15 protein-coding genes are annotated in these 21,202 nt (G+C 50.0%); 14 read left to right on the top strand and 1 reads right to left on the bottom strand.

Translation table 11 applies throughout. From position 1 onward, the window contains the following. Position 1: 1 nt before the first annotated feature. From nusB to B7990_RS04720, 8 genes are all read left to right on the top strand, one after another. Positions 2 to 442, top strand: coding sequence for a transcription antitermination factor NusB (gene nusB / locus B7990_RS04755; protein ID WP_014547329.1), 441 nt, complete (start codon positions 2 to 4; stop codon positions 440 to 442). Positions 443 to 447: 5 nt separating this feature from the next. Then, positions 448 to 3,654 carry a DUF2723 domain-containing protein gene (locus B7990_RS04750; protein ID WP_088639852.1) on the top strand — a complete coding sequence of 1,069 codons (3,207 nt, stop codon included), beginning with the start codon at positions 448 to 450 and terminating at the stop codon, positions 3,652 to 3,654. A gap of 16 nt (positions 3,655 to 3,670) precedes the next feature. Further along, positions 3,671 to 4,609, top strand: a complete 939-nt coding sequence (locus tag B7990_RS04745; RefSeq protein WP_088639851.1) for a glycosyltransferase family 2 protein — start codon at positions 3,671 to 3,673, stop codon at positions 4,607 to 4,609. A 32-nt stretch (positions 4,610 to 4,641) separates the two neighbouring features. Continuing rightward, positions 4,642 to 5,355, top strand: a complete 714-nt coding sequence (locus B7990_RS04740; protein ID WP_088639850.1) for a polyprenol monophosphomannose synthase — start codon at positions 4,642 to 4,644, stop codon at positions 5,353 to 5,355. 41 nt (positions 5,356 to 5,396) lie between these two features. Next, the gene (locus B7990_RS04735) at positions 5,397 to 7,043 is read left to right on the top strand and encodes a glycosyltransferase family 2 protein (RefSeq protein WP_088639849.1); all 1,647 of its coding nucleotides are present in this window, start codon (positions 5,397 to 5,399) and stop codon (positions 7,041 to 7,043) included. Positions 7,044 to 7,106: 63 nt separating this feature from the next. Continuing rightward, a complete protein-coding gene (locus B7990_RS04730; RefSeq protein WP_173353554.1) occupies positions 7,107 to 7,364 on the top strand; it encodes a Trm112 family protein in 258 nt (85 codons plus the stop codon). Further along, positions 7,361 to 9,904, top strand: a complete 2,544-nt coding sequence (locus tag B7990_RS04725) for a tetratricopeptide repeat protein (RefSeq protein ID WP_088639847.1) — start codon at positions 7,361 to 7,363, stop codon at positions 9,902 to 9,904. Before B7990_RS04730 ends, B7990_RS04725 begins: the two co-directional genes overlap by 4 nt. 1 nt (position 9,905) lies before the next feature. Next, on the top strand, positions 9,906 to 11,006 hold the full coding sequence (locus tag B7990_RS04720; RefSeq protein WP_088639846.1) for a type IV pilus twitching motility protein PilT: 1,101 nt from the start codon (positions 9,906 to 9,908) through the stop codon (positions 11,004 to 11,006). 138 nt (positions 11,007 to 11,144) lie between these two features. Here the strand turns inward: B7990_RS04720 and B7990_RS04715 are convergent, their stop codons facing one another. Further along, positions 11,145 to 13,166, bottom strand: coding sequence for a carbohydrate-binding domain-containing protein (locus B7990_RS04715; protein WP_088639845.1), 2,022 nt, complete (start codon positions 13,164 to 13,166; stop codon positions 11,145 to 11,147). A 184-nt stretch (positions 13,167 to 13,350) separates the two neighbouring features. Here B7990_RS04715 and B7990_RS04710 point away from each other — a divergent pair, with 184 nt between their 5' ends. The 6 genes from B7990_RS04710 to B7990_RS04685 all read left to right on the top strand — a co-directional run bounded on the left by B7990_RS04710 (position 13,351) and on the right by B7990_RS04685 (position 21,134). Continuing rightward, positions 13,351 to 14,970: a hypothetical protein gene (locus B7990_RS04710; RefSeq protein WP_088639844.1), complete on the top strand. Its 1,620-nt coding sequence runs from the start codon at positions 13,351 to 13,353 to the stop codon at positions 14,968 to 14,970. 30 nt (positions 14,971 to 15,000) lie between these two features. Further along, on the top strand, positions 15,001 to 16,290 hold the full coding sequence (locus B7990_RS04705) for a U32 family peptidase C-terminal domain-containing protein (RefSeq protein WP_088639843.1): 1,290 nt from the start codon (positions 15,001 to 15,003) through the stop codon (positions 16,288 to 16,290). A gap of 27 nt (positions 16,291 to 16,317) precedes the next feature. Next, positions 16,318 to 16,797 carry a hypothetical protein gene (locus B7990_RS04700; RefSeq protein ID WP_088639842.1) on the top strand — a complete coding sequence of 160 codons (480 nt, stop codon included), beginning with the start codon at positions 16,318 to 16,320 and terminating at the stop codon, positions 16,795 to 16,797. 444 nt (positions 16,798 to 17,241) lie between these two features. Beyond that, the gene (locus tag B7990_RS04695; protein WP_088639841.1) at positions 17,242 to 18,705 is read left to right on the top strand and encodes a DnaA/Hda family protein; all 1,464 of its coding nucleotides are present in this window, start codon (positions 17,242 to 17,244) and stop codon (positions 18,703 to 18,705) included. A 1-nt stretch (position 18,706) separates the two neighbouring features. After that, on the top strand, positions 18,707 to 19,573 hold the full coding sequence (locus tag B7990_RS04690) for an NAD(P)H-binding protein (protein ID WP_176407192.1): 867 nt from the start codon (positions 18,707 to 18,709) through the stop codon (positions 19,571 to 19,573). A gap of 214 nt (positions 19,574 to 19,787) precedes the next feature. Next, a complete protein-coding gene (locus B7990_RS04685) occupies positions 19,788 to 21,134 on the top strand; it encodes a hypothetical protein (RefSeq protein WP_088639839.1) in 1,347 nt (448 codons plus the stop codon). Positions 21,135 to 21,202: the final 68 nt, after the last annotated feature.

Genomic DNA, 21,202 nt, shown 5'->3' with positions numbered 1-21,202 from the left:
TATGGCACAAGTAAGTTTTAGACCTGCTCGCGTCTTTGCGATGCAGTTGCTTTACGCAATGGAAATTTCTGGCGGCACGGTCGCTGATGCACTCCCGGGCGTTTTGGAAGCCCAGCCGCTCCAGGACAACATGAAAAAGTACGGCATGAAGCTTGTCGACTTGGTCCTTGCTCACAAGGCCGAACTCGATTCTGAAATCGAAGCCTGCTCCGCTCATTGGGGAATTGAGCGCATGGCGACTCTCGATAGGATTGTGCTGCGCATCGCGATGGTTGAACTTTTGTATGTTCCTGAAATCCCGATGAAGGTGGTCATCTCTGAAGCTGTTCAGGTTGCTGCCAAGTTCAGTACGGATTCTTCGGGCACGTTCGTGAACGGACTCCTCGCCGGATTCTTGCAGAAGCGTGGCATGGTTGCAAACAATACTAAGAAGGATGCTTAATTTTTATGAAGATTAACGAGAAGTGGCATAAGCACATCTTTGCCGGTATCGCTGGCTTTATTGCTTTGGTCGTTTACATGATGACGATGGCCCCGACGGTCTCTTTCTGGGACTGTGGTGAATTCGTCGCTTGCGCTAACACGCTTGGTATTCCGCATCCTCCTGGAACGCCGTTCTTCGTGTTCTTTGCCCGTGCGGTCATTCTTCTTTTGCCGTTCGTGGGTGAAATCGCAAAGCGCGTGAACTACATCTCCGTGGTGAGTTCTGCCGCGACGGTCTATGTGACGGCTCTCTTTGCCTGGGAACTTTTGGCAACGGTCCTCAAGACGGACGCCTTGGCCGAAAAGATTTCTGAAAAGATGCGCACGTTTGTACTTGGCACTGCCGCTCTCGTGGCCGGATTCCTCCTCACGTTCTCCGATACGTTCTGGTTCAACGCGGTCGAAGCCGAAGTCTATGGCGTTGCGATGCTCATTTTGATGCTCGTCTCTTACTTTGGTCTCGTGTGGTACAACAAGCGCGAAGAATCGGGCAGCGATAAGCTTCTCATCTTCATTTGCTATATCGCATTCCTCGGAGTGGGCGCACACCTCTATACGATGCTTACCGTCCCGGCCGTGTTTGTGCTCCTCCTTGTCGCTCAGCCGAAAAAGATTGTCGAACGCATTCCCATCTGGATTACGGGTACGCTCCTCTGCTCCGTCATCTACATGGTGTCTAGCTTTATTGAAATTTCCCTGATTTGTGTTCTTGTTCTGGGGCTTGTCCTTCTGTTCAGCAAAAGGTTCCCGTTCCAGCAGACGGCTGTGGCCGGTTTGTCGATTCTTGTCGCTGCCGCCTTGTTGATGATTACGGATAGCTGGCCTATTACGATCATTGGTACTTTGATTGTTGCTGGTTTGGGTTATGCTGGCATTAGCCAGGGCGTATTCAGGCGTTGTGAAGCTGGTTTTAAGCGTAGCTTCCTTCTTTCTTTCGCTTTTGCGTTCTTTGCTTTGGTCGGCTATAGCACCCACCTTTACATCCCGATCCGTTCTGAACTCAACCCGACGATTGATGAAAACGATCCGGAACTCAACATCCGTGACGAACAGGGCAACCTCCAGCTCGGAAACCTTTTCGAAGCCAAGAACTGGGATGCCTTCAACGCATTTATCGAACGTAAGCAGTACGGTTCCGAAAGCATGATTTCCCGTGCTTTCTATCGCCGTTCCCGCATTGCCCACCAGGTGCTCTCCTTCCCGAGCATGAGCTATGGTGGTTACCAGATGGCCCAGTACTTGCCGACAAAGGTCGGTGGGGTGAACTACGCCAACGGTGTCTACACGTTTGACGCTTCCGAAAATGAACCGGTCGAGCGTTTGGGCTTCAAGTTCCCGACGCAGATGTCGTTTATGGGCGACAACACCTTTATGCAGCTTTTCTTCTTCTTGCTGTTTAACGGTCTTATTGTTGCTACCTGCGTTTATGTCTATAAGCGTAACAAGCATCTCGGAATCTTTGTCTCGACGCTTTACGCCCTTTGCTCGCTTGGCCTCCTGTTCTATATCAACTTTGCCGATGGCACTCGCATGGAACAGCGCGACCGTGACTATTGGGTTAGCGCCATGACTCGCAACGTGGCGGATTTGAACAATGCCGGTGCTGGCATTACCTCTCTTCCGGATCCGAACGAACTCATCGACCTCCGCCAGACGATTGATTATTCCAAGCTTGCGATTGAACGTCTTCGCATGCGTAACGCTCCGGCATCCCGAATTGCTGAATTCGAAAAGAAGATTAGCGATGCCGAAAATACGTCTGCCTGGAGAAACTGGCAGAAGATTGAAGAAAGCTTCGCCCGTTTTGGACAGCGCGCTCCGTTCCCGGAAGCGGTCCACATGGAAGTCCGTGAACGTGACTACTTCTACACGCCGGCATTTATCTTCATGAGCATGATTTATGGTATTGGCGCTGGTATTCTCGTGCTGCTTGCCGCGACGGCCGCAGGAACGGCCGCCTTCGCTTCTCCGATTGCTGCCGCTCTTGTACTTGTTTCGCTTCTTGTTCCGAGCATTTCGAACTACAAGGAACATGACCGTTCCGGCCTCTGGGTTCCCTGGGATTATGCCTACAACCTCCTCAACAGCTGCCGCCCGAATGCAATTCTTTTCACGAATGGCGATAACGACACGTTCCCGCTGTGGTTTGCTCAGGAAGTCGCTGGTATTCGTAAGGACGTCCGCGTGGTGAACCTCTCCTTGGGCAATACGGACTGGTACATCAAGCAGATGCTCGTGAATGAACCGATTCTCAAGCTTTCCTATACCAAGGAAACCATCGATAACGACTTGGTCCTTGACAATAGCAGTGCCAACAACCCGAACCACCTTGTTTCGACTTGGGTGCGCCGTGCGGAATCCCTGAAGCCGAAGCTCAAGGAACGCATCGACCAGATGGAAGCTGCCGGAAATCTCTCCCAGGCTGATTCTGCCAAGCTTCTCCAGTTCAAGGTGAACTACCAGGTCTGGGACGCATTCCTGGATTGGGCGAAGAGAAACCGTTCTAGCATGATGCTCACGCAGTACAAGCTCGTGATTGATCTTGCTCTCCAGAATATGGACAAGCCGATTGAAATTTCGACGACTGTCGGAACTTCGAACTTCATGGGTCTTGAAAAGTACATGGTCCAGGAAGGCATGGTCTACAATTTTGTAAAGGGTGACCTCACGCCGAAGCAGAATGCATTTGATGCTCAGAAGACCGCCGCTCTCATTGATAGCGTGTATAAGTTCCGCGGTCTTGGCGATGGCTCTGCGTACATCAATTCCGAAACGGAACGTTTGCTCAGCAGCTACGTCTCGCTCTATTTGCAGATCTCGTTTGACGCCCGTGAAAAGATTTCGGCCCTCATCACGAAGAAGCCGTTCACCAAGGCAGACAAGGCTGAAGTCGAACGTATTGCCAACGATGCCGCCAAGTACCTTGAACTGGGCATTTATCAGTTCCCGAGAGAATGGCGCAACTACTGGGCTGCTTCCTATGTCTATGCTTCTGCGGGCATGAAGGCTAAGGCTATCGATGTTGTGAAGCGCGGTCTCGAAAACATTCCGGCTTACGATGCTCCGGGTAAGAGCCGCCTTACGATGAGCCTCCAGCAGATCGAATCTATTACGGACGAATCGCTTAAGGTTGATGAAGAACCGGCACCGGCTGCCGATGCTGCAAATTAGTTCTTGAGGTATTGTCATGGATTTGAGCTTGGTTATCCCTGTTAAGGAAGAAAGTGAAAATCTTCCTGAGTTGATGAAGGAAATTTGGGCTGCAATCGAACCGACCGGTATGGAATTCGAGGTGATCATCATTGATGATGGTAGCCGCGATAATACATGGGAAGTTGTCGAAGGTCTCGCCAAGGAATATGGTGTAAAACCTGGATCTTCGATGAGTGCGTTCCGTTTCCAGTTCAACTGCGGCAAGGCCGCCGCACTTGCCCTTGGTTTTTCCAAGGCTCGTGGCAAGTATGTCGCTACGCTTGATGGCGACTTGCAGGATGACCCGCTCGAAATCCCGAAGATGATCAAGATCCTCGAAAGCGGTTACGACCTTGTCTCTGGCTGGAAGATTCGCCGTCTTGACCCTTGGCACAAGACGATGCCTTCCAAGCTTTTCAACTTGACCGTGTCGATGGTCTGTGGCAAGCGCCTGCACGATTTCAACTGCGGCATCAAGGCTTACCGCAGCTCCGTTGTCCGCTTTATCCAGCTTTACGGCGACTACCACCGCTTTATCCCGGTGATGGCCAAGTGGCAGGGCTTTCGCATTACGGAAATGCCGGTGGCGCACCGCGCCCGCGTCCATGGCGTCTCGAAGTACGGCGTTTCCCGCCTGGTGAGTGGCTTTTTGGACTTGGTATCCCTCATGTTCATGCGTAGCTTCTCTTCGAAACCGCTCCATTTCTTTGGGCTGATTGGGCTTATTTTGATGCTTTTCGGTCTTGGCACTTGCGGTTATTTTGGCTATGAATGGTGTGAGACCGGGGCGATGCATGTGCGTCCGCTTCTGTTGGCAGGCGCCTTCTCGCTTGTCATGAGTGTTCAGTTCTTTTCGCTTGGACTTCTTGGCGAGATGATGAATGGCAACAAAAAACGCTCTTATCCCGTTTCTGATACCATTGGCGAATTGTAATTTGTGTAGATTTGTGTTTAGAGAGGTATTTTATGGCGTTCCCTAAGAGTTTGGTTATTGTTCCGACCTACAATGAAAAGGAGAATATTCTCCTCATTATGTCGGCCATTTTGGAACAGAATGATTGCTTAGAAATCTTGGTGGTGGATGATGGTTCTCCGGATGGTACTGGCGACCTCGTCCAGGCCGAAGCCGACAAGAATCCCAGAATCCACTTGATCCGCCGCAAGGGTAAGATGGGTCTTGGCTCTGCCTATGTGATGGGTTTCAAGTGGGCGCTTGAACGCGATTACGAGCGCGTTTTCGAAATGGACGCCGACTTTAGCCATAGCCCGACGGATCTGAACCGATTCCTGGAAACTGCCGAAGATGCCGACCTTGTGCTAGGTAGCCGTTATCAGGATCACCGCATCAGCGTGGTGAACTGGGATTTGCGCCGCCTGATTTTGAGCTATGGCGCGAATGTCTATACGCGACTTGTGACGGGCCTCCCGATCAGCGATGCGACGGGCGGTTTCAAGTGCTTCCGCCGTGAAGCGTTGCAGGCGCTTAACCTCGACAAGATGAAGAGCGACGGTTACTGCTTCCAGATCGAGACGACGTTCAAGATTTGGAAGAAGGGCCTCCGCGTGAAAGAAATCCCCATCATCTTTACGGACCGCACTCGCGGCACTTCCAAGATGAGCGGCGGAATCATCTCCGAAGCGTTCTTCCTCGTGCTGAAACTGCGATTGGGATTGGCTTAACGCCCACTTCCTACCGTCTACTTCCTACTTCCAACTAGCCTATGCTTTCCTGTTCTGTCATTATCATTGCTTATAACTCTTGCGACTTCATTCCGGCATGCCTCAAGTCCGTCCGTGACGCATGCGAAGGGATCGATTCGCAGATTATCGTTCTGGATAACGGTTCTACCGAGCCGATCATTCCCGAAATCAAGAACTTCTTCCCGGAAGTGGAATGGATTGACTCCAAGGAAAATCTGGGCTTTGGCAAAGGCTGCAACCTTGCCGAAAAGCATGCGACCAAGCCATACTTGTTCTTCATCAACCCGGATACGATCATTTCAAAGAACGCTTTCCGCGAAATGCTCCAGTTCATGGAAGAGCATCCGGATGCAGGCACGGTCGGTTGCCGTATCTTGAACGAAGACGGAACGCTGCAGTGGGCATGCCGCCGTTCGTTCCCGACGATTGTTTCTGCTGTTTCCAAGACAATTGGCCTTGCTTCGCTCTTTCCGAAAAGCAAGACACTTGCAAGCTATAACATGACATACGCTGACCCGGACGAGATGATTGAAGTCGATGCCATTAGCGGCTCGTTCTTCTGCATCCGCCGCGATGTCTACGAAAAGCTGAACGGCTTTGACGAAGACTTCTTCATGTACGGCGAAGACTTGGACCTCTGTTTCCGCACCAAGGAAATGGGTCTCCACAATTATTACACGCCGGTCACGAATATTTTGCATTTCAAGGGACAGAGCTGCCGTACGCGCCGTTGGGGTTCGTATGTGGATTTCTACAAGGCGATGCTGATCTTTGTGAAAAAGCACAAGGACCTTTATTTTGTCCCGAATTTCCTGGTGTCGTTCGGTATCCTTTTTGCCGCTTTTGTGGGCATGTTCTCGCGCCTCATCCCGAAGTTTTGGAAGATGTTCCTCGACTTGGGCGTGATTGCCGTGTGGGCACTTGTATTTTTGCCCGGTTTGGGAAACGACGGATGCATTTTTACATCCATTAAGGAATCCATCGGGGTGATAACGACTTTTGAAGACTGGTGGCTTGTTGGCTTGGTCGCCATTGTTAATATGGTCTTTCTTATTTTCCGTGGGGAATACACGGAATCCAGCCTCAAGGGCGAAAAGTTCTTGCAGTACCTTGTGCCACTGAACCTTCTTGCTGTTGGTGGGTATGAGGTATTCCGTTACTTTGCCCAATTTTCTTATGTCCCGGGAGACAAGTCTACAATCTATCCCAGTATTGGGTGGTGCATCTATGCTGTCTGTTCCAGTCTCTTTATCCCGTTTGTTCTCCTTGCTTGGCGCCGCGTTGCATTCTGGATAAACTATTTCTACCGTATCTTTGCGAAAAAACGCCACCGCTCCATTCTGCTTGGCGGTCGTGAAGATTCCCTCAATAACTGGTTCGATAGCTACAACGTGATCCCGGGCATTGAAATTCTCGGTTGCGTGAGTTCTGAACCCGAAAAGCTCTCCGAAGAGAACCGCAAGCATCTCCTTGGACCGCTTTCGGACATGGAGTCCATTCGCAACCGCACGGGTTGCCGTGAGCTTTTGGTGGTCTCGAATTTCTCGGGTTATCGCGAGGAATTCAACATCAACTGGCTCGATAAATTGGGAATGTGTGTGTATTTGCTTATTGGAAATGGCAAAAATGGCAATTTTGCCCTTGTAAACCTTAAATATCTTCGTTAAAATTTGCCCTTTTTTGTAAAAATGTGTTATTTTTTTGATGAAATAACACATTTAAAAGGTCTTATGCTCGATTCTAAATTGTTAAGTATTCTTTGCTGCCCGGAAACACGTCAACCTCTTTCTCAAGCGGGCGAGGATTGCATCGCTCTTTTGAACAATGCTATTAGTGCCGGCTCTCTCAAAAACGCAGCTGGCGAAGCTATTACTGAACCCCTGACCGAAGCGCTTACGACACCTGATGGTTCCCGTGTCTATCCGGTTCGTGACGGTATACCTGTACTTTTGGCGGATGAAGCTGTTCTTCTTCCATTGGAGAAATGATGGCTATATCGTTGGATTCTCTCAGAAAGGCTGTAAAAAAGAATAAGGGGCGTTCTCAGGCTCTTGCCTGGCTTGCCGACATGGAACGTGCTTCGGGTGATTACGAAGCTGCCTTGAAAATTGTCGATACGGCTCTTGCGGCTTCACCTTCCGATGTTCCTGCAATGTTGGTCCGTGCAAAGGTCTTGGCGGGTCAGCAGGATTATGCGGGGAGCATCTCGCAATATAAGAAGGTGCTTGCCAAGGATCCGTTCTGCCTCTCTGCTCATAAGAGAATGGGTGAATCCTACGATAAGCTTGGTAAGGTTGCTGAGCGCAATGCCTGTTTCCGCCGTGTTCACGATATGGACCCGCTGGATCCGTTCTGGAAAGAGGAATACGATGTTCTCCCAGAAGAAGAACAGGCAAGTCTCGTGCCGCCACCGATGGACGAAAGTTCGTTTACGATGGACGTGAACGATGATGCTGAAAATGCAGAAATCAGCGGTGAAGACAATATCTTTGCAAACCTTGCGGCATCGCTTCCGAATACTGATGAAGAAGACAATTCTTCAATGGAGGCTTTGCGCAATTCCCTGAATTTTGCTTCTGATGATCTTTCCAAGAATCCAGATGGTTCTGAGATTCCGGATTTTGATCATGTGCTGAACTCCTCGGAAGTTTCTTCTGCCATTTCTGGCATTCTGGGTGGCGATGACGACCTCGATGTTGTGGATTCAGGCAAGAAGGCTGTTGCCGAAGAAGAACCGGCAACGTCATCTCTCTTCTCTCATTTCTCGGATGATGAAAAGGTTGATGAAGAAGAATCCAAGCAGGAAAGCGTTGCTGATGAACTGATTGATGAACCGCTCGAAAAAATTTCTGAAGAAAAGCTTGACGATAGCGAACTTAGTCTTGATAGCTTGGATGAACCGCTGGATGCAGATAAAAAATCAACGAATGTTGACGATGCTTTCTCTTCTCTGCTTGGCGACGATGAACTCCCGGAAGAGTCTACGGCTGATACTGCGTCCAGCCCTGAGTTAAATGAAGAGAAGCCGGTTGCCGAAAGCCTGGATGTGCCAGATGAAAATCCGACAGAAAAGGAAAATCTCGCTGGTGAAACTTCTGAAAACGGCATCCCTACATCGCATATGGATTTCTCGGATGAAGCCGACGCCATCGAATCGGATGATCTTAATCTAGATGAAAAACCGGAAGAGGTGGCGCCAAAGACTGAAGATGCCGGAACGAATGTTGATGATGCTTTCTCGTCGCTTTTGGGTGATGATGAACTCCCTGAAGAACATGCTTCTGTAGCTTCAGAGTCCGATGAAAATTCGTTTGGGAGCTTGTTCGAAAAATCCGCCGATGCCGACTTCAACATGAACGATGATGTTTCGACGGAAACAACGGGTTCTGTAGCAGCATCCTCTGATGAAAAGGCTCCTGAAACGGAACCGCTGGAAGAACCTGCTTCTGGGGAATCTTTGGGTGGCTTGTTCGAAAAGTCTGCCGATGCCGACTTTAGCATGGACCAGGGTACTTTGGCTGATACAGCGACCGATGATGTTGTTGAAAAGGCTCCTGAATTTACGCCAACGGAAGCTGCCGAGAATATTGCTCCGGCAGAAGGTCTAGTTCCGACTTCTCATATGGATTTCTCGGACGAAGAGGACCTGTCCAAGCCTGAAGATGATTTTGTCTTGAATCTGGATGAATCTAGCGAATCTGAAAAAAAGGATGAAGAATCGGCTGCGGAAGAATCGGCTGCCGAAGACGTTGACGGTGCTTTTGATGCGCTTTTTGGCGATGATGAAGCTCCTGTAGAAAATGCTCCAGCTGAAGAACCTGTTGCTGAAGAATCTGTCGCAGAACAGCCGAAAGAAGAAAGCCTTGCTCAGGAAATGGGTGGTGCTTTTGCTTCCATGTTCGGTGACAAGGACGATTCTGCACCTGCGGAATCTGTGCCTTCTGAAAATTCGGTCGAAGAAACTCCTGCCGAAGAATCTTTGAGCCAGGAAGCGACAAGTGCAGAACTTGAAGAGAGCGCTGTAAAGGAAAATGTAGAAAAGGGCGTCGAAGAATCCTTTGATAGCATTTTCGGCAAAGACGATGATTTGGATTTGCCGGAAGAACCTGTTGCAGCTCCCGTCGCAGAACAGGCTGTAGAAGAGACTGCTCCGTCTGCTGAACTCGATTCCATCGATTCCGAAGTCTCGAATGCTTTCAAGGGATTGTTCGACGAAGACGATTCCCTGCCGGAGTCCGATGAACCGAACAACAACGGCGTAGACTACCTGATGTCCGGCGATTCCGATGATGAAGTTTCTGCAAGCCTTGTTGAAAATGCAGAAGCTCCGCTCTCTCGTGGCGCTGCTGATCTGGATGACAGTCTGAACACGCGTACGCTGGCGGACATTTATATGGAACAGGGCGTCTACGACAAGGCTCTTGATATTTATTCGGATCTCGCCAAGAAAAATCCGGATAATGCTGAAATTCAATCTCGTTTGGAAGAAGTAAAGAAACTCTGCCGCGAAAAGTTTGGAGAAGTCTAATATGGCTGAACTTCGCATTGAACAGCTCTTGCGTGAAATGGTAAACCGCAAGGCGTCTGACTTGCATTTGCGAGTTGGCGTTCCGCCTGTTTATCGTATCAATGGTGCTTTACAGAGGCTTTTTGACGTGCGCATCGATAGCGCCATGATGGATTCATTCTTGGATGATATCATGAATCGCGATCAGAAGCAGCGTTTTGAAGCGAACAAGGAATGTGACTTTGCCGTGGGCGCCCGCGACATGGGGCGTTTCCGTGTGAACGTGTTCCGTCAGCGTGGTTCGATCGCTGTTGTCATTCGTCATATCAAGGCTGTGATTCCGCCGTTCGAAGAATTGCATTTGCCCGAAGTCATTCGCGATTTGGCCTTGACCAAGCGTGGCCTTGTGCTTGTGACGGGTACGACGGGTTCTGGTAAGTCGACGACGCTTGCCTCGATGATTGACTACATCAACCACAAGGAATCCGTAAACGTCATTACCGTCGAAGACCCGATTGAATATCTTTATAAAGATAACGTGGCGATTATCTCGCAGCGTGAAATCGGCGTGGATACGCTTTCTTATGCGAACGCGCTTCGAGCAGCTCTCCGTCAGGACCCGGATGTGCTCCTCGTGGGCGAAATTCGTGACCTTGAGACGATGCAGATTGCGCTTACGGCTGCCGATACGGGCCACATGGTCTTTGCGACCATCCATACGACGAATGCTGTTGAAACGATTCACCGTGTGCTTTCGATGTATCCGCCGCATCAGCATGACGAAGTGCGTTTGTTGCTTGCAGAAGTCTTGGCTGGCATCATTTCGCTGCGCCTTTTGCCGACGAAGGATGGCAAGGGGCGAGTCCCGGCAGCCGAGATTCTCGTGAATACGGGCGCCATCAAGGAATATATCCAGGATAAGAACAAGATTGACATGGTGGAACAGGCTGTTGCTGAAGGTCACATTCAATACCATAGCCAGACGTTCGACCAGGCGCTCCTGGAGCTTTACCAGAATGAGCAGATTTCGCTCGAAACGGCTATGAACGCTGCGACGAACCGCGATGACTTCGATCTTAAGATTCGTGGTATTTCTGGCACATCTGATCGCGGCTGGATGTAATTAGTAGACAGTGGTTAGTAGACAGTAGGCAGAAAGTTGCAGCAATAAATTCACGATTTCTGAATTTGAAAAAGGCGAGCAAATGTGCTCGCCTTTATGCTTTTTACTGTCTACTTCCTACTTCTAACTTCCTACTCCCTACTTCGTATAAACGCAGCGATCGGTGCTGTTCCCGAAGCAGGTCTTGGTCATGCCGCTCACGCTGTTCACGACGCCCGGCTGGCCTACGCTAGAGACCATCTTGCTTCCCGAGAAGCTTGGCTTGAATGCGATATCCGAAGTTCCGTAGTAGCTGTTGGTGTTGAAACTGACACTGTACTGCGTACCTTCTTCGGAATTGTTCGTCCCGAATCCGAGAAGCTTTGCATTGCTCGAAATGGTGGTTGTTCCGTCGGAATCGACCATGCCGCCCATGCCACCGTTCATGCGGCATTCCACGATGATGACGCCGCCGGTGATGCTGATGCCGCCATTGCTGTCTATGCCGTCCGTGTCGCCTGTGCCCACGTAAACGTAGTGGTAACCGCCAGAGACCTTGAGATTCCCGGTGCTACCGCCCATGCCTCCGCCTGCTCCGCCCCAGCCGCCGCGACCAGTGTTGCCGCCGGTTGTGGTGCTTGTGCCGCCAGCCGCATTCCAGCCGTCGTCTGTGGTGATGACGCTCGTGATGCCGCCTTCAAAGTTCATGTCCGGGGATTCCATGCCTTCGTATGCGATGGTCACGCTCACGTTGGCGTTGTCCTTGACATAGAGTGCTTTTTCGGCGTGAACACCGTCGTCGTCTGTAGCGATGGTCATTGTGCCGCCGCTGAGTGTGATGGTGCCGCCACTATGGAGACCGTCATCGCGGCTGTTGATGTCGATGACGCCACCGCTAACGGCGATGCTCGAATCGCCCTTGATGCCCTTCATGCTTTCGGTTGTGGAGCAGGAGCTTCCGCCCATGCCGCCTGGGAATCCACCGCCGCCGAACCCGCCGCGACCAGTGCTGCTGCTGGCTGTGGTGGGGTCACTAAGGCAGCTATGTCCGCCGCCAGTTATGATCTTAATCGTCGGTTTTTCGGATTCGCCATTCGCGACGACAACGGCGTTTGCTGCCGTGATGCCGTCAAATGCGGACGTTACGGTGATTGTGCCGCCCGTGATTTCTATGGAACCCTTGCCGGATGCCAAATCTGTTGCGTCTTCGGTATCGCTCTTGATGCCGTCTCCTTCGGTTGTGGTGATGTTGATTGTACCGCCGCTGATTTCGACGGAGCCTTTACCCTTGAGGCCGTTGTTCTTGGCGTTCACGGTGATGAGGCCGTTTTTCACCTTCAAGTCGTTGCTGGTATGGATACCGTTGTTGTAGTTCGCCTTGACGATAAGCGTTCCTTCGCCTTTGATGGTGAGGTCGTCCTTGGAGTAAATGCATGCGCCAGTCGTATCGGTCTTGGCTTCGCCGGCGTCGTTGGTGTAGGAGTAAGTCTTTGCTCTCGAAGATGCGTCCGTGAACGTGTTGGTCGTGCCGTTCTTGGCGACAACGAATGCCTTGCTTGCCTTTTGAATGTAGATTGGGGCGTCTGCCGTGTTTGTCAGCGTGAGGCCCTTCATGTTCAGGTAAACGGAGGAGTCCGTCTTAGCGGTGTTCACGAGAATCTGGGCGTCGCTACCGCTGTAGGAGCCGCTGAAGTCGTATTCGCCACCGCACTTGATGGTGACTGTACCGCCTGTAACGGTGACGCAGTTGCCTGCGTTTGTGACTGTGGCGCCACTTGCAGCGTAGGCGATGACGGGGCGATCTCCTGGGTTTTCGTTAACTTGTTCGGGCTGTGCGCTGGAAGAGCTTTGCGCGGCCGGAGTGCTCGAGTAGGCTATGGTCGCACTGCTTGTGCCGTTGCTGTTGCTGCTTGCGGGGGATGCTTCCGAGCTGCTCGCAGGAACATTTGCGGAACTGCCTGGAGTTGAATCGTCAGGAGGTAATTCGCTGGAGCTTGATATACTTGAATCGCTGCTATCTAATGTTGGCGTTGTCTGGTTATCGCTTGCGCTACTGGAGCTGGCGTCGATTTCTTCACCTGCGTTGTAAAAGTCCGCTGCTGAAGTTGAATCCGAACAGCCTGTATACATTGTTAATGAAAGGCTTGAAATGCAGCTTATTGTCAGAAGTTTTTTATTCATAGAAATTCTCCCATTCAACATTTTCTTAAAACCTATTATTTGATGGATCATATTTGAATGTTCAAAATGCGGTTTAAGATTTTTATCACATGTCTAATCGGAACGAAAAGTTCCATACGGAACGAAATGGCTCAAATTTCTGCAATTTAGCGAATCTTGCTATCGAAAATGCTAAATTTGCAAAATGATTTTGAAGAAGGCTTTCCTTTTTGTATCATGCGCATTCCTTGTTGCTGCAAGTGGATCTTTTGCGGCCTCTCCGGTCATTGAACCTGAACATTCCCGCAACTTGCGAACTCTGGAAATGGCACCGATGCTGTTTGAATACCATCGCCAGACGACGGGCAATGAACGCCAGTACTTTACGTATCCGCGCAGGGACACGACTTTTCGCAAGAACTTCACGAAAACGGAAAGTGATGCACTGCTTTATTACGATAGCGAGCGCGGTGCCGGCATTTTAGGGAATGGACTTGGTTCTCCTGATACCGTGATTCCTCGTTTTGGCATTGCCGCAAGTATTGTCGGCGGTATTGATTATCGAGGTGGAGAATCGCTTGGCGATCAGGTTTGGTCGGGACGTGATTACCGCGTCGAAAAAAAATCAATGGGCGATACGATCTGGCCGGGGATTGATGGAGGTCTTTATTTGCGAGGCTACATAGATTCCGTAGACTTCGTGTTGGATGCCCGCATTTACAATGAAGGGCACTCGGCTAGATGCTTGCGCAATGGAAGTTCGATATCGTGTCCGAAATCCTATGATGGTGAATTTCTGGAAGTCCAGAGAGAGGAAAACAATTCCGGCGTGGAATATACAAGCTATGCGCGCTACCGTACGCATTTCGCTTTTAACTACGACTGGCTGCGTCTTGACTTTGGCCGTGACGTGATGCACTGGGGGCCGGGTTACTACAATAACTTGTCCTTGAACCAGTTCTCGCTTCCGTACAATATGCTGAGTCTTGACATGATGATTGGGCCTCTCCGCGTGATGAGCTTTTATGGGGACTTGCGTATCTATAACAGCATGAGTTCGTCGAACAAGGATAATACGCGAAACCTGTTTGGCCACCGTTATGAACTTGCCGTGGGGAATGCGACGTTCGGTATCAGCGAACTGACGGTCCTTTATGACGACATGAAACCTTGGCTGTTTGTCCCGACGGCCCCGTTGTTCATGGAAAAAGGGAATTATTCGGAACCCAGCAATAACGGCTCTATTTCATTTGATTTCAACTACCGCCTGTTTAACGCGGTGCGCCTTTATACGGAATTTTTTCTGGACGATATGGAATCCCCGATTAGCCTCATCCGAAACGACAACATTGAAGCCAAGTGGGCTTGGATGGCCGGTTTCCAGGCGGGTCACAACTTTTACTATAAGGGGCACAAGATCGAGACGGGTACGATTTTTGAATACGCCCGTGTAGAACCTTATGTGTATTCGCATTTCAAGAAAAATACGGCACAGGTGGCGCATCTCGGATTCCCGCTAGGCAACCAGGGCGGCCCGAACAGCCGTACGATTGACTGGAATGTCTTTGCCCGTCTGGATGGCTGTATCTTTGCTTCTGTTCGCCAGACGTGGTTCTGGAAGGGAACGGATTACGGTAGCGCTGTGAACGATACGACTCCGGGATCGAACCATATGAAACTCCCCAAGAAGTTCCTTGGCGGAGCAAAACTCCAGTACATGCTTACGCCTGCGGTTAGCTACGAAGGTAGGCGTTTCTCGTTCCTGGGTGAACTGACTTTGATTGATGATAAAAAAGCGTATATACGCGCGGGATTTAAATTCTAAGACCTAAAACCTAATACCTAACGCCTAAAAATGAAAAAGCCTGAACTTTTAGCACCTGCGGGTGACCTTGTACGAATGAAGTATGCATTTGCCTACGGGGCTGATGCTGTCTATGCTGGGCAGCCGGCGTTCTCGCTGCGCGCTCGCGAAAACGGATTCAAGAACCTCGATGACCTTGCCGAAGGCATTGCGTATGCGCATGAACATGGCAAGAAGTTTTACCTCACGAGTAACGTGATTCCGCGTAACGTGAAGGTCGAATCGTTCCAGAGAGCTTTGAATGCGGCGCTTGAACTCAAGCCAGACGCCTTGATTGTTGCGGATCCGGGCTTTGTGGGCTGGCTTTTGAAGGAACACCCGGAAACGGAAGTTCACCTGTCCGTGCAGGCGAATACGACAAACTATCTTGCAGCCTCGTTCTGGAAGAACTTGGGTGTACGCCGTATCATCTTGAGCCGAGAACTTCGCTTGTCTGAAGTTTTGGAGATAAAGAAACAGGTCCCGGACCTTGAACTTGAAGTGTTCGTCCATGGTGCAGTTTGTATGGCCATGTCCGGTCGCTGCATGCTTTCGAACTGGGTGACGCACCGCGATGCAAACCAGGGCGCCTGCGACAACAGCTGCCGTATGCCTTATCGCTTGTATGCGAACTCCGGTCCGCAGGTCGAGGACTATCGTGAACATGAAGGCTCTTTTGCGCTCCAGCGCACCGACCGCCCGGAACTTGACCCGATTGCGCTCGACGAAGATACGTGGGGCACGTACTTTATGAGTAGCCGAGACCTTTGCGCCTTGGACGTGATTCCGGAACTCGTAGCTGGCGGACTCGATTCCTTCAAGATTGAAGGCCGTACGCGTTCGGTGTACTACTTGAGCCAGGTCGTGCGCGCATACCGCATGGCGATTGACGCCGTGGCAGAAGGAAATCCCGTACCCGAAGAAAGCCGCCGTGCGATTACGTTTGTCGATGGGCGAGGTTTTATGCCGGGATTCTTGCGCGGACCGTTGCCGCAGAACTATGAAGCGACGCATGTGGATGCCGCTGGTGGCTGCGTTGCTGCCCAGATTAAGGATTTCGATGAAACAACGGGAGCCTGCCTCGTGAACGTGAAAAATCCGTTTTCCATGGACGATTCCTTGGAGCTGATGACTCCTGATGGCATGCAGAAGTGCGAAGTCGAGGAAATGCTAGATTTCCGCGGCGCCGCTGCGGATCGGTTGAATCCGGGAACGGAAGGACGCGTTTTTCTGGGAAAAAGTACCTTAAATAACGAAAAAAACGCCAAATTCAGCTTCCTTGTGAAGCGGGCAAAAGCATAAGATTCGGTAAAAAAATAGATTTGGAACATGGCTGTCGATAAAGCGACTAAAGAACAGGATGAACTTGAACTTTATCAGATTGATGATAAAGCGATTGTGCCATTCTTCCAGAAACATCTTGAAGAGTTGCAGCAGTTCATTCACGATCATCAGTGCAATGATCATCTTTGCTTGCTGGTATTGCTAAAGCAGTTTATTCGTACTTACCGCATGCCGTTCAACATGCAGCGCTATATGGAAGTCCAGAGGACATTCATCCAGCGTTCGTTGCACGACAAGATTCAGGACCGCCAGCAGGCCGTGAGCCACTGGATTCAGGAATTTGCTGGTCGCCATCGCAACCGCATGATCCAGCTGCAGTGCTTGTATCTCGATCGCGTGAAGGACCGCTTGCTCCCAGAAATCGAAAAGTTGCTCGAAAACCGGATCGACCATCTGCAAGAAAAGCTTGGTGAGAATAAGGCTGAGTCTCAGTCCACTCCAAGCAACGAGTCGCAAAACGTCTAGAATTAATTAGGTCATTAGCAAAAAAACTACTGACTAATGACTATTGACTAATAACCAAAATTCAATAACTAATCACCGCATGTAACTTGTTGATTTTCATCAAGTTACATTTTTCTTATGACAAAAAAATGGCGTTTTTGAGCGAATTTCGCCATTTGTGTGAGATTTTGTATGTTTAATGTAAGAAAAATCTTGTCAAGGGATGTTTGAAAAAATACCTGTTGATAACTTGTGCTGATGATAAGTGATAGTTTTGTTACACATGCGTTCGTAAGGGTGGTGTAAATTGGAAAAATATTGACAAAAAATATTTTTTCACGATTTCTGCCTTTTTTGAGCCAAAAATGGACATTTATATTTTTTTTCTATTGGGGTGCTTTTTCTTCAAATATCCTTTCTTATTTTTTGCTTGCTCTTTTATACTCTTGACTGGTTTTTTAGATCGTGGATAATACTGTTTCTTTGTTGGATATTGCGTCGTCGCCCTGGCAACAGGTGCTCGACCGTGTGCGTTCGGAATGTAAGGACTTTTTTGGTGCCGTCATTCTCGACGCTCTTGGTTATGAGGGAATGTGCAATGGCTATGCCTTGCTCACTGTTCCCGACGAGCTTCGCGAGAACTGGGTGAATTCCCACTATGGCGATTTGCTGCGCAAGTCCTTTACGGCTGTATTTGGTAGTGAATTTGTCGATTACCGCATCCGTCAAATTGCTCCTTCGGACCCGATTCCCGAAATCAAGCTCACGATGCCTGTTATTCCGCGTCCCGAGAAGAAGAAGGCCGAAGTCAAGCGCCCGAAGCAGCCGTTGGCTCTTTATGCCCGCTACACTTTTGAAAACTTTGTTGAAGGGGAGTGCAATTCCACGGCTTTCCGCGCCTGCCAGGCGGTTGCTGAAAATCCGGGCGACCCGGCTTTGAATCCGCTTTTTGTCTATGGCGAGAGCGGTCTTGGCAAGACGCACTTGTTGCAGTCCATTGCCGCTAAAATCCAGAAGAGCCGCCCTGAAGCATCCATTGTCTATTGCCATGCTTATGACTTTTTGCGTGATGCGACGGCTATGGCGTCGGCTCTCCACAACAAAACGGGCAATGTGCGCGAACTTGCTGAAAAGTTCCGTGAACGCTATGAGCTTTGCGATGTGCTTTTGCTCGACGATGTGCAGCTCTTGGAAAAGGGCCTCTGGACGCAGGACCGCCTTGCTATCCTGATTAAGCATTTGCGCGCCGAAGGCAAGCAGGTCGTGATTTCTTGCGACCGCCATCCGAACCTGTTTAGGGTGGTCGATACGGATAATGAATCCCGCGGTTCTTCGAGGTCTTCGATCCCGAGCATTTCCAAGAAGCTCCTTGCTCCGCTGGCCTCCTGTGTGGCTGTGGGCATTGACGAACCGGACCTTGCAACCCGCATGAACTTGATCAGCAAGAAGTCCGAGGACTTGCCGTTTGCAAAGGCTGACCGTGAAGAAATTTGCCGTTACCTTTCGATGCAGCCGCGTAAGAACGTTCGCCTGATTGAAGGTCTCCTGAATTTCCTCGGCGCGATGAACATGTTCTGCAAGGCTGATTTGAACTTGAATGGCGTGAAGCGCCTCGTGGCTCCGTCGGAACACGGCGGCCATGTGGAACTCACGGCCAAGAATATTATTGAAGCAGTTGCGCTGGATTACCGTGTCGAAGTCTGTGAACTTTCGTCCAAGCGCCAGTCTGCCGCGATTTCTATGCCCCGCAAGGTGGCGATGTTCCTTTGCCGCGAACTCACGACCGATTCGCTCCAGAATATCGGTGCGATGTTCTGCAGGGACTATGCCACTGTAATCGCCGCCATAAATTCCCTCAAAAAGCAGATGGAAACGGATGCGTCCCTCGCAAGGCGCGTTCAAGATATCCGTTATATGCTGGAAGCCTAGCATGATTGCTCTTTTAACGGGTGGCGCCGGCGTCGTAGGGAAGGCGTTGTGCCGGGAACTAATAGCACGGGGAGTGTGTGTCCGCGTCTTGACGCTTCCGGGCGATTCTTTGGCGAAGTCCTTACCGAGCGAGGTGGACGTCCGTTATGGCGATGTGACTGATTTTGATTCTATCCGGGGGGCGTTCGAGAACGTCGATGTCGTCTATCACTTGGCGGCAATTCTTTTATCGACAAAACGCGGTGCTTTTGAACACGTGAATACGGACGGCACACGAAATGTGCTCGAAGTAAGCAAGCTTGCAGGCGTTCGCCGTTTCCTCTATGTTTCAAGCATCTCGGTGACGTACCCGATACTCACGCCGTATGGCGAAAGCAAAAAGAAGGGCGAGGCTTTGGTGCATGCCTCCGGACTTGACTGGACGATTGTGCGCCCGACGCTTGTGATTGGCGATGGGGGCGGTGTCGAGTTCAACATGTTCCGCGATTACGTGAAGCGTTTCCCGGTCTATTTTATGCCGGGTGGCGGCAAGTGCTTGAAACGCCCGGTTCGCAGTGTGGATTTGGTCAAGGGAATTGCCGTGGCAGGGCTTATGCCATGTGCGGTGGGGAAGACTTACGCCCTTGCGGGCTCGACGGTCATGACGATGGCGGAGATGGCGAAGCACGTATTGACGGATGCCGGGATGCACCACCTGATGTTTCCTCTCCCGTGGTGGATTTCGAAGCGCCTTGCTGTCCTGAAAAACTGGATTGGAGGCAAGCGCGTGTCTGCCGAGCAGGCTTTGGCTGGATTTTTGTACGATGCCGCCCCGTCTATCGAAGATGCCGAACATGACCTCGACTACCATCCGGGCTGCCCTTTCTGAGTTAAGAGTTCTGAGTTACTAGTTACTAGAGAATTTCTTATTAAGATATTCTATTAACTAATAACTAGTAACTATCAACTTGTTTCTTGTTTTTGCATTTTCCAGGTCTATATAATACATTTCCTCAAAAATTTGGCGTTTGGGGACTTTTTACGAGTGTAAATTGTAAACTTTTATTGGTCTAAATTGGACTAAATAAATTATATTACTAAGCATGAATAAGAAAAAATTGCTTGCCCTTTTGGTCGCCTCCGCATTCCTTTTTGCAGCTTGCAATGAGGATGATCCGGTTTCACCCAACAACGATAAAGAAATTTCGTCATCTTCTTCCGAAGAAGATGATTGCGATTCCGATGAATGCGACGCAAAGTCCTCTTCCTCGAAATCCGGCGACAAGAAGTCCTCTGATTCCAAGGACAATCAAAAGAAGTCTTCTGACTCCAAGGACAAAAAGAGTTCTTCAAGCTCCGCTAAGGATGATAAAAACTCTTCCTCTTCTGTAAAGAATGACGCGAAGTCCTCTTCTAGTGCTGATGCGCCGAAGTCTTCGTCTTCAGTTGAAGTTCCTAAAGGAACCCGTACGGCAAAGCTTGCGGACCTCGAAAAGAACTATGAACTCAAGCTGTTCGATCAGACCGTCTACCTTTCGACCGGTAGCAAGCAGGGCTTTGTGGCTTTGCGCATCCCGGATGAACTGTGGGTGGTGACCTATACGGATTTTGCAAATGGCATTGTGTCGTTTAACGATGACAATACAGGCAAGCAATATTCTGAAACAGACGCTACAAAAAAGATCTTGGGAAAACTCAAGGATGGTTTCGATATTTCGTTCATTGTCGATGAGGATGGTACGGTCAAGTACGCTGTCGGCGGCTCGAAGGAATATAGCGAAGCTGTAAAGGCTAGCGTTGCCGTTCAGAAGGGCAAGGTTTCCAAGGCTGCTGACATTCAGAACAAAATTTTCGAATGCTCCGATGGCGATACGACAAGGACGTTCACGTTCTTTGACAATTCGTTTATCGTTGATGTCTCTGCTGGCAAAAAACTTGCATACTGGGTTGCTGGGCACTATGATATCCAGCGCAGTACGCTCTTGATGCGCCCGGATTATTTTAGCAAGTCCGCTTACTCCATGTATACTTATTCTGTGGGAACGGATAACTCGATTGCTCCGTCGGATGGCGCGGCTATGAGCTGCAATGCCGAATCCAGCGAATATGAATACGAAAAGGCAAGCGATTTTGTGGGTGAATGGCAGGCATCGAAAGATGGTATAGATTGGGAATTCACCTTAAATGCTGATGGTACATTTGACTTAGCCGCTTTTGAAGGTAACAAGAATGTCGAGGCCAAGGCGGGCTTCTGGGATATTTATGGCTACCATATGATATTGCGTAACAGCGGTTGCTTGCATCCTGAAAAATGCACAAGTGTTCATGGCCAGCTCCAGACGGGGCCTGTCGATCGTGAAACCGGCAAGATCAGTGGCTTCTCGTTTATCCATAATGGCACGGATACGCCAAAGATCCCGACCTCTTTCGATGCTCCGCAGTACGAGTAGGGTTTAGGACGCGCGTTTAAAAAATTGCATCGCTCATGGGCGGTGCATTTTTTTATTTTCTAGTGCAG

The sequence above is a fragment of the Fibrobacter sp. UWB4 genome, assembly GCF_002210345.1.
GTDB lineage: Bacteria > Fibrobacterota > Fibrobacteria > Fibrobacterales > Fibrobacteraceae > Fibrobacter.
The sequence above is the reverse complement of the archived record's forward strand: the minus strand, read 5'-3'. Positions and strand labels throughout refer to the sequence as shown.

Bases quoted from the DNA above. Each gene is read 5' to 3' on its own strand.
- nusB (WP_014547329.1), top strand. From the start codon at position 2: ATGGCACAAGTAAGTTTTAGACCTGCTCGCGTCTTTGCGATGCAGTTG.
- B7990_RS04750 (WP_088639852.1), top strand. From the start codon at position 448: ATGAAGATTAACGAGAAGTGGCATAAGCACATCTTTGCCGGTATCGCT.
- B7990_RS04745 (WP_088639851.1), top strand. From the start codon at position 3,671: ATGGATTTGAGCTTGGTTATCCCTGTTAAGGAAGAAAGTGAAAATCTT.
- B7990_RS04740 (WP_088639850.1), top strand. From the start codon at position 4,642: ATGGCGTTCCCTAAGAGTTTGGTTATTGTTCCGACCTACAATGAAAAG.
- B7990_RS04735 (WP_088639849.1), top strand. From the start codon at position 5,397: ATGCTTTCCTGTTCTGTCATTATCATTGCTTATAACTCTTGCGACTTC.
- B7990_RS04730 (WP_173353554.1), top strand. From the start codon at position 7,107: ATGCTCGATTCTAAATTGTTAAGTATTCTTTGCTGCCCGGAAACACGT.
- B7990_RS04725 (WP_088639847.1), top strand. From the start codon at position 7,361: ATGATGGCTATATCGTTGGATTCTCTCAGAAAGGCTGTAAAAAAGAAT.
- B7990_RS04720 (WP_088639846.1), top strand. From the start codon at position 9,906: ATGGCTGAACTTCGCATTGAACAGCTCTTGCGTGAAATGGTAAACCGC.
- B7990_RS04715 (WP_088639845.1), bottom strand. From the start codon at position 13,166: ATGAATAAAAAACTTCTGACAATAAGCTGCATTTCAAGCCTTTCATTA.
- B7990_RS04710 (WP_088639844.1), top strand. From the start codon at position 13,351: ATGATTTTGAAGAAGGCTTTCCTTTTTGTATCATGCGCATTCCTTGTT.
- B7990_RS04705 (WP_088639843.1), top strand. From the start codon at position 15,001: ATGAAAAAGCCTGAACTTTTAGCACCTGCGGGTGACCTTGTACGAATG.
- B7990_RS04700 (WP_088639842.1), top strand. From the start codon at position 16,318: ATGGCTGTCGATAAAGCGACTAAAGAACAGGATGAACTTGAACTTTAT.
- B7990_RS04690 (WP_176407192.1), top strand. From the start codon at position 18,707: ATGATTGCTCTTTTAACGGGTGGCGCCGGCGTCGTAGGGAAGGCGTTG.
- B7990_RS04685 (WP_088639839.1), top strand. From the start codon at position 19,788: ATGAATAAGAAAAAATTGCTTGCCCTTTTGGTCGCCTCCGCATTCCTT.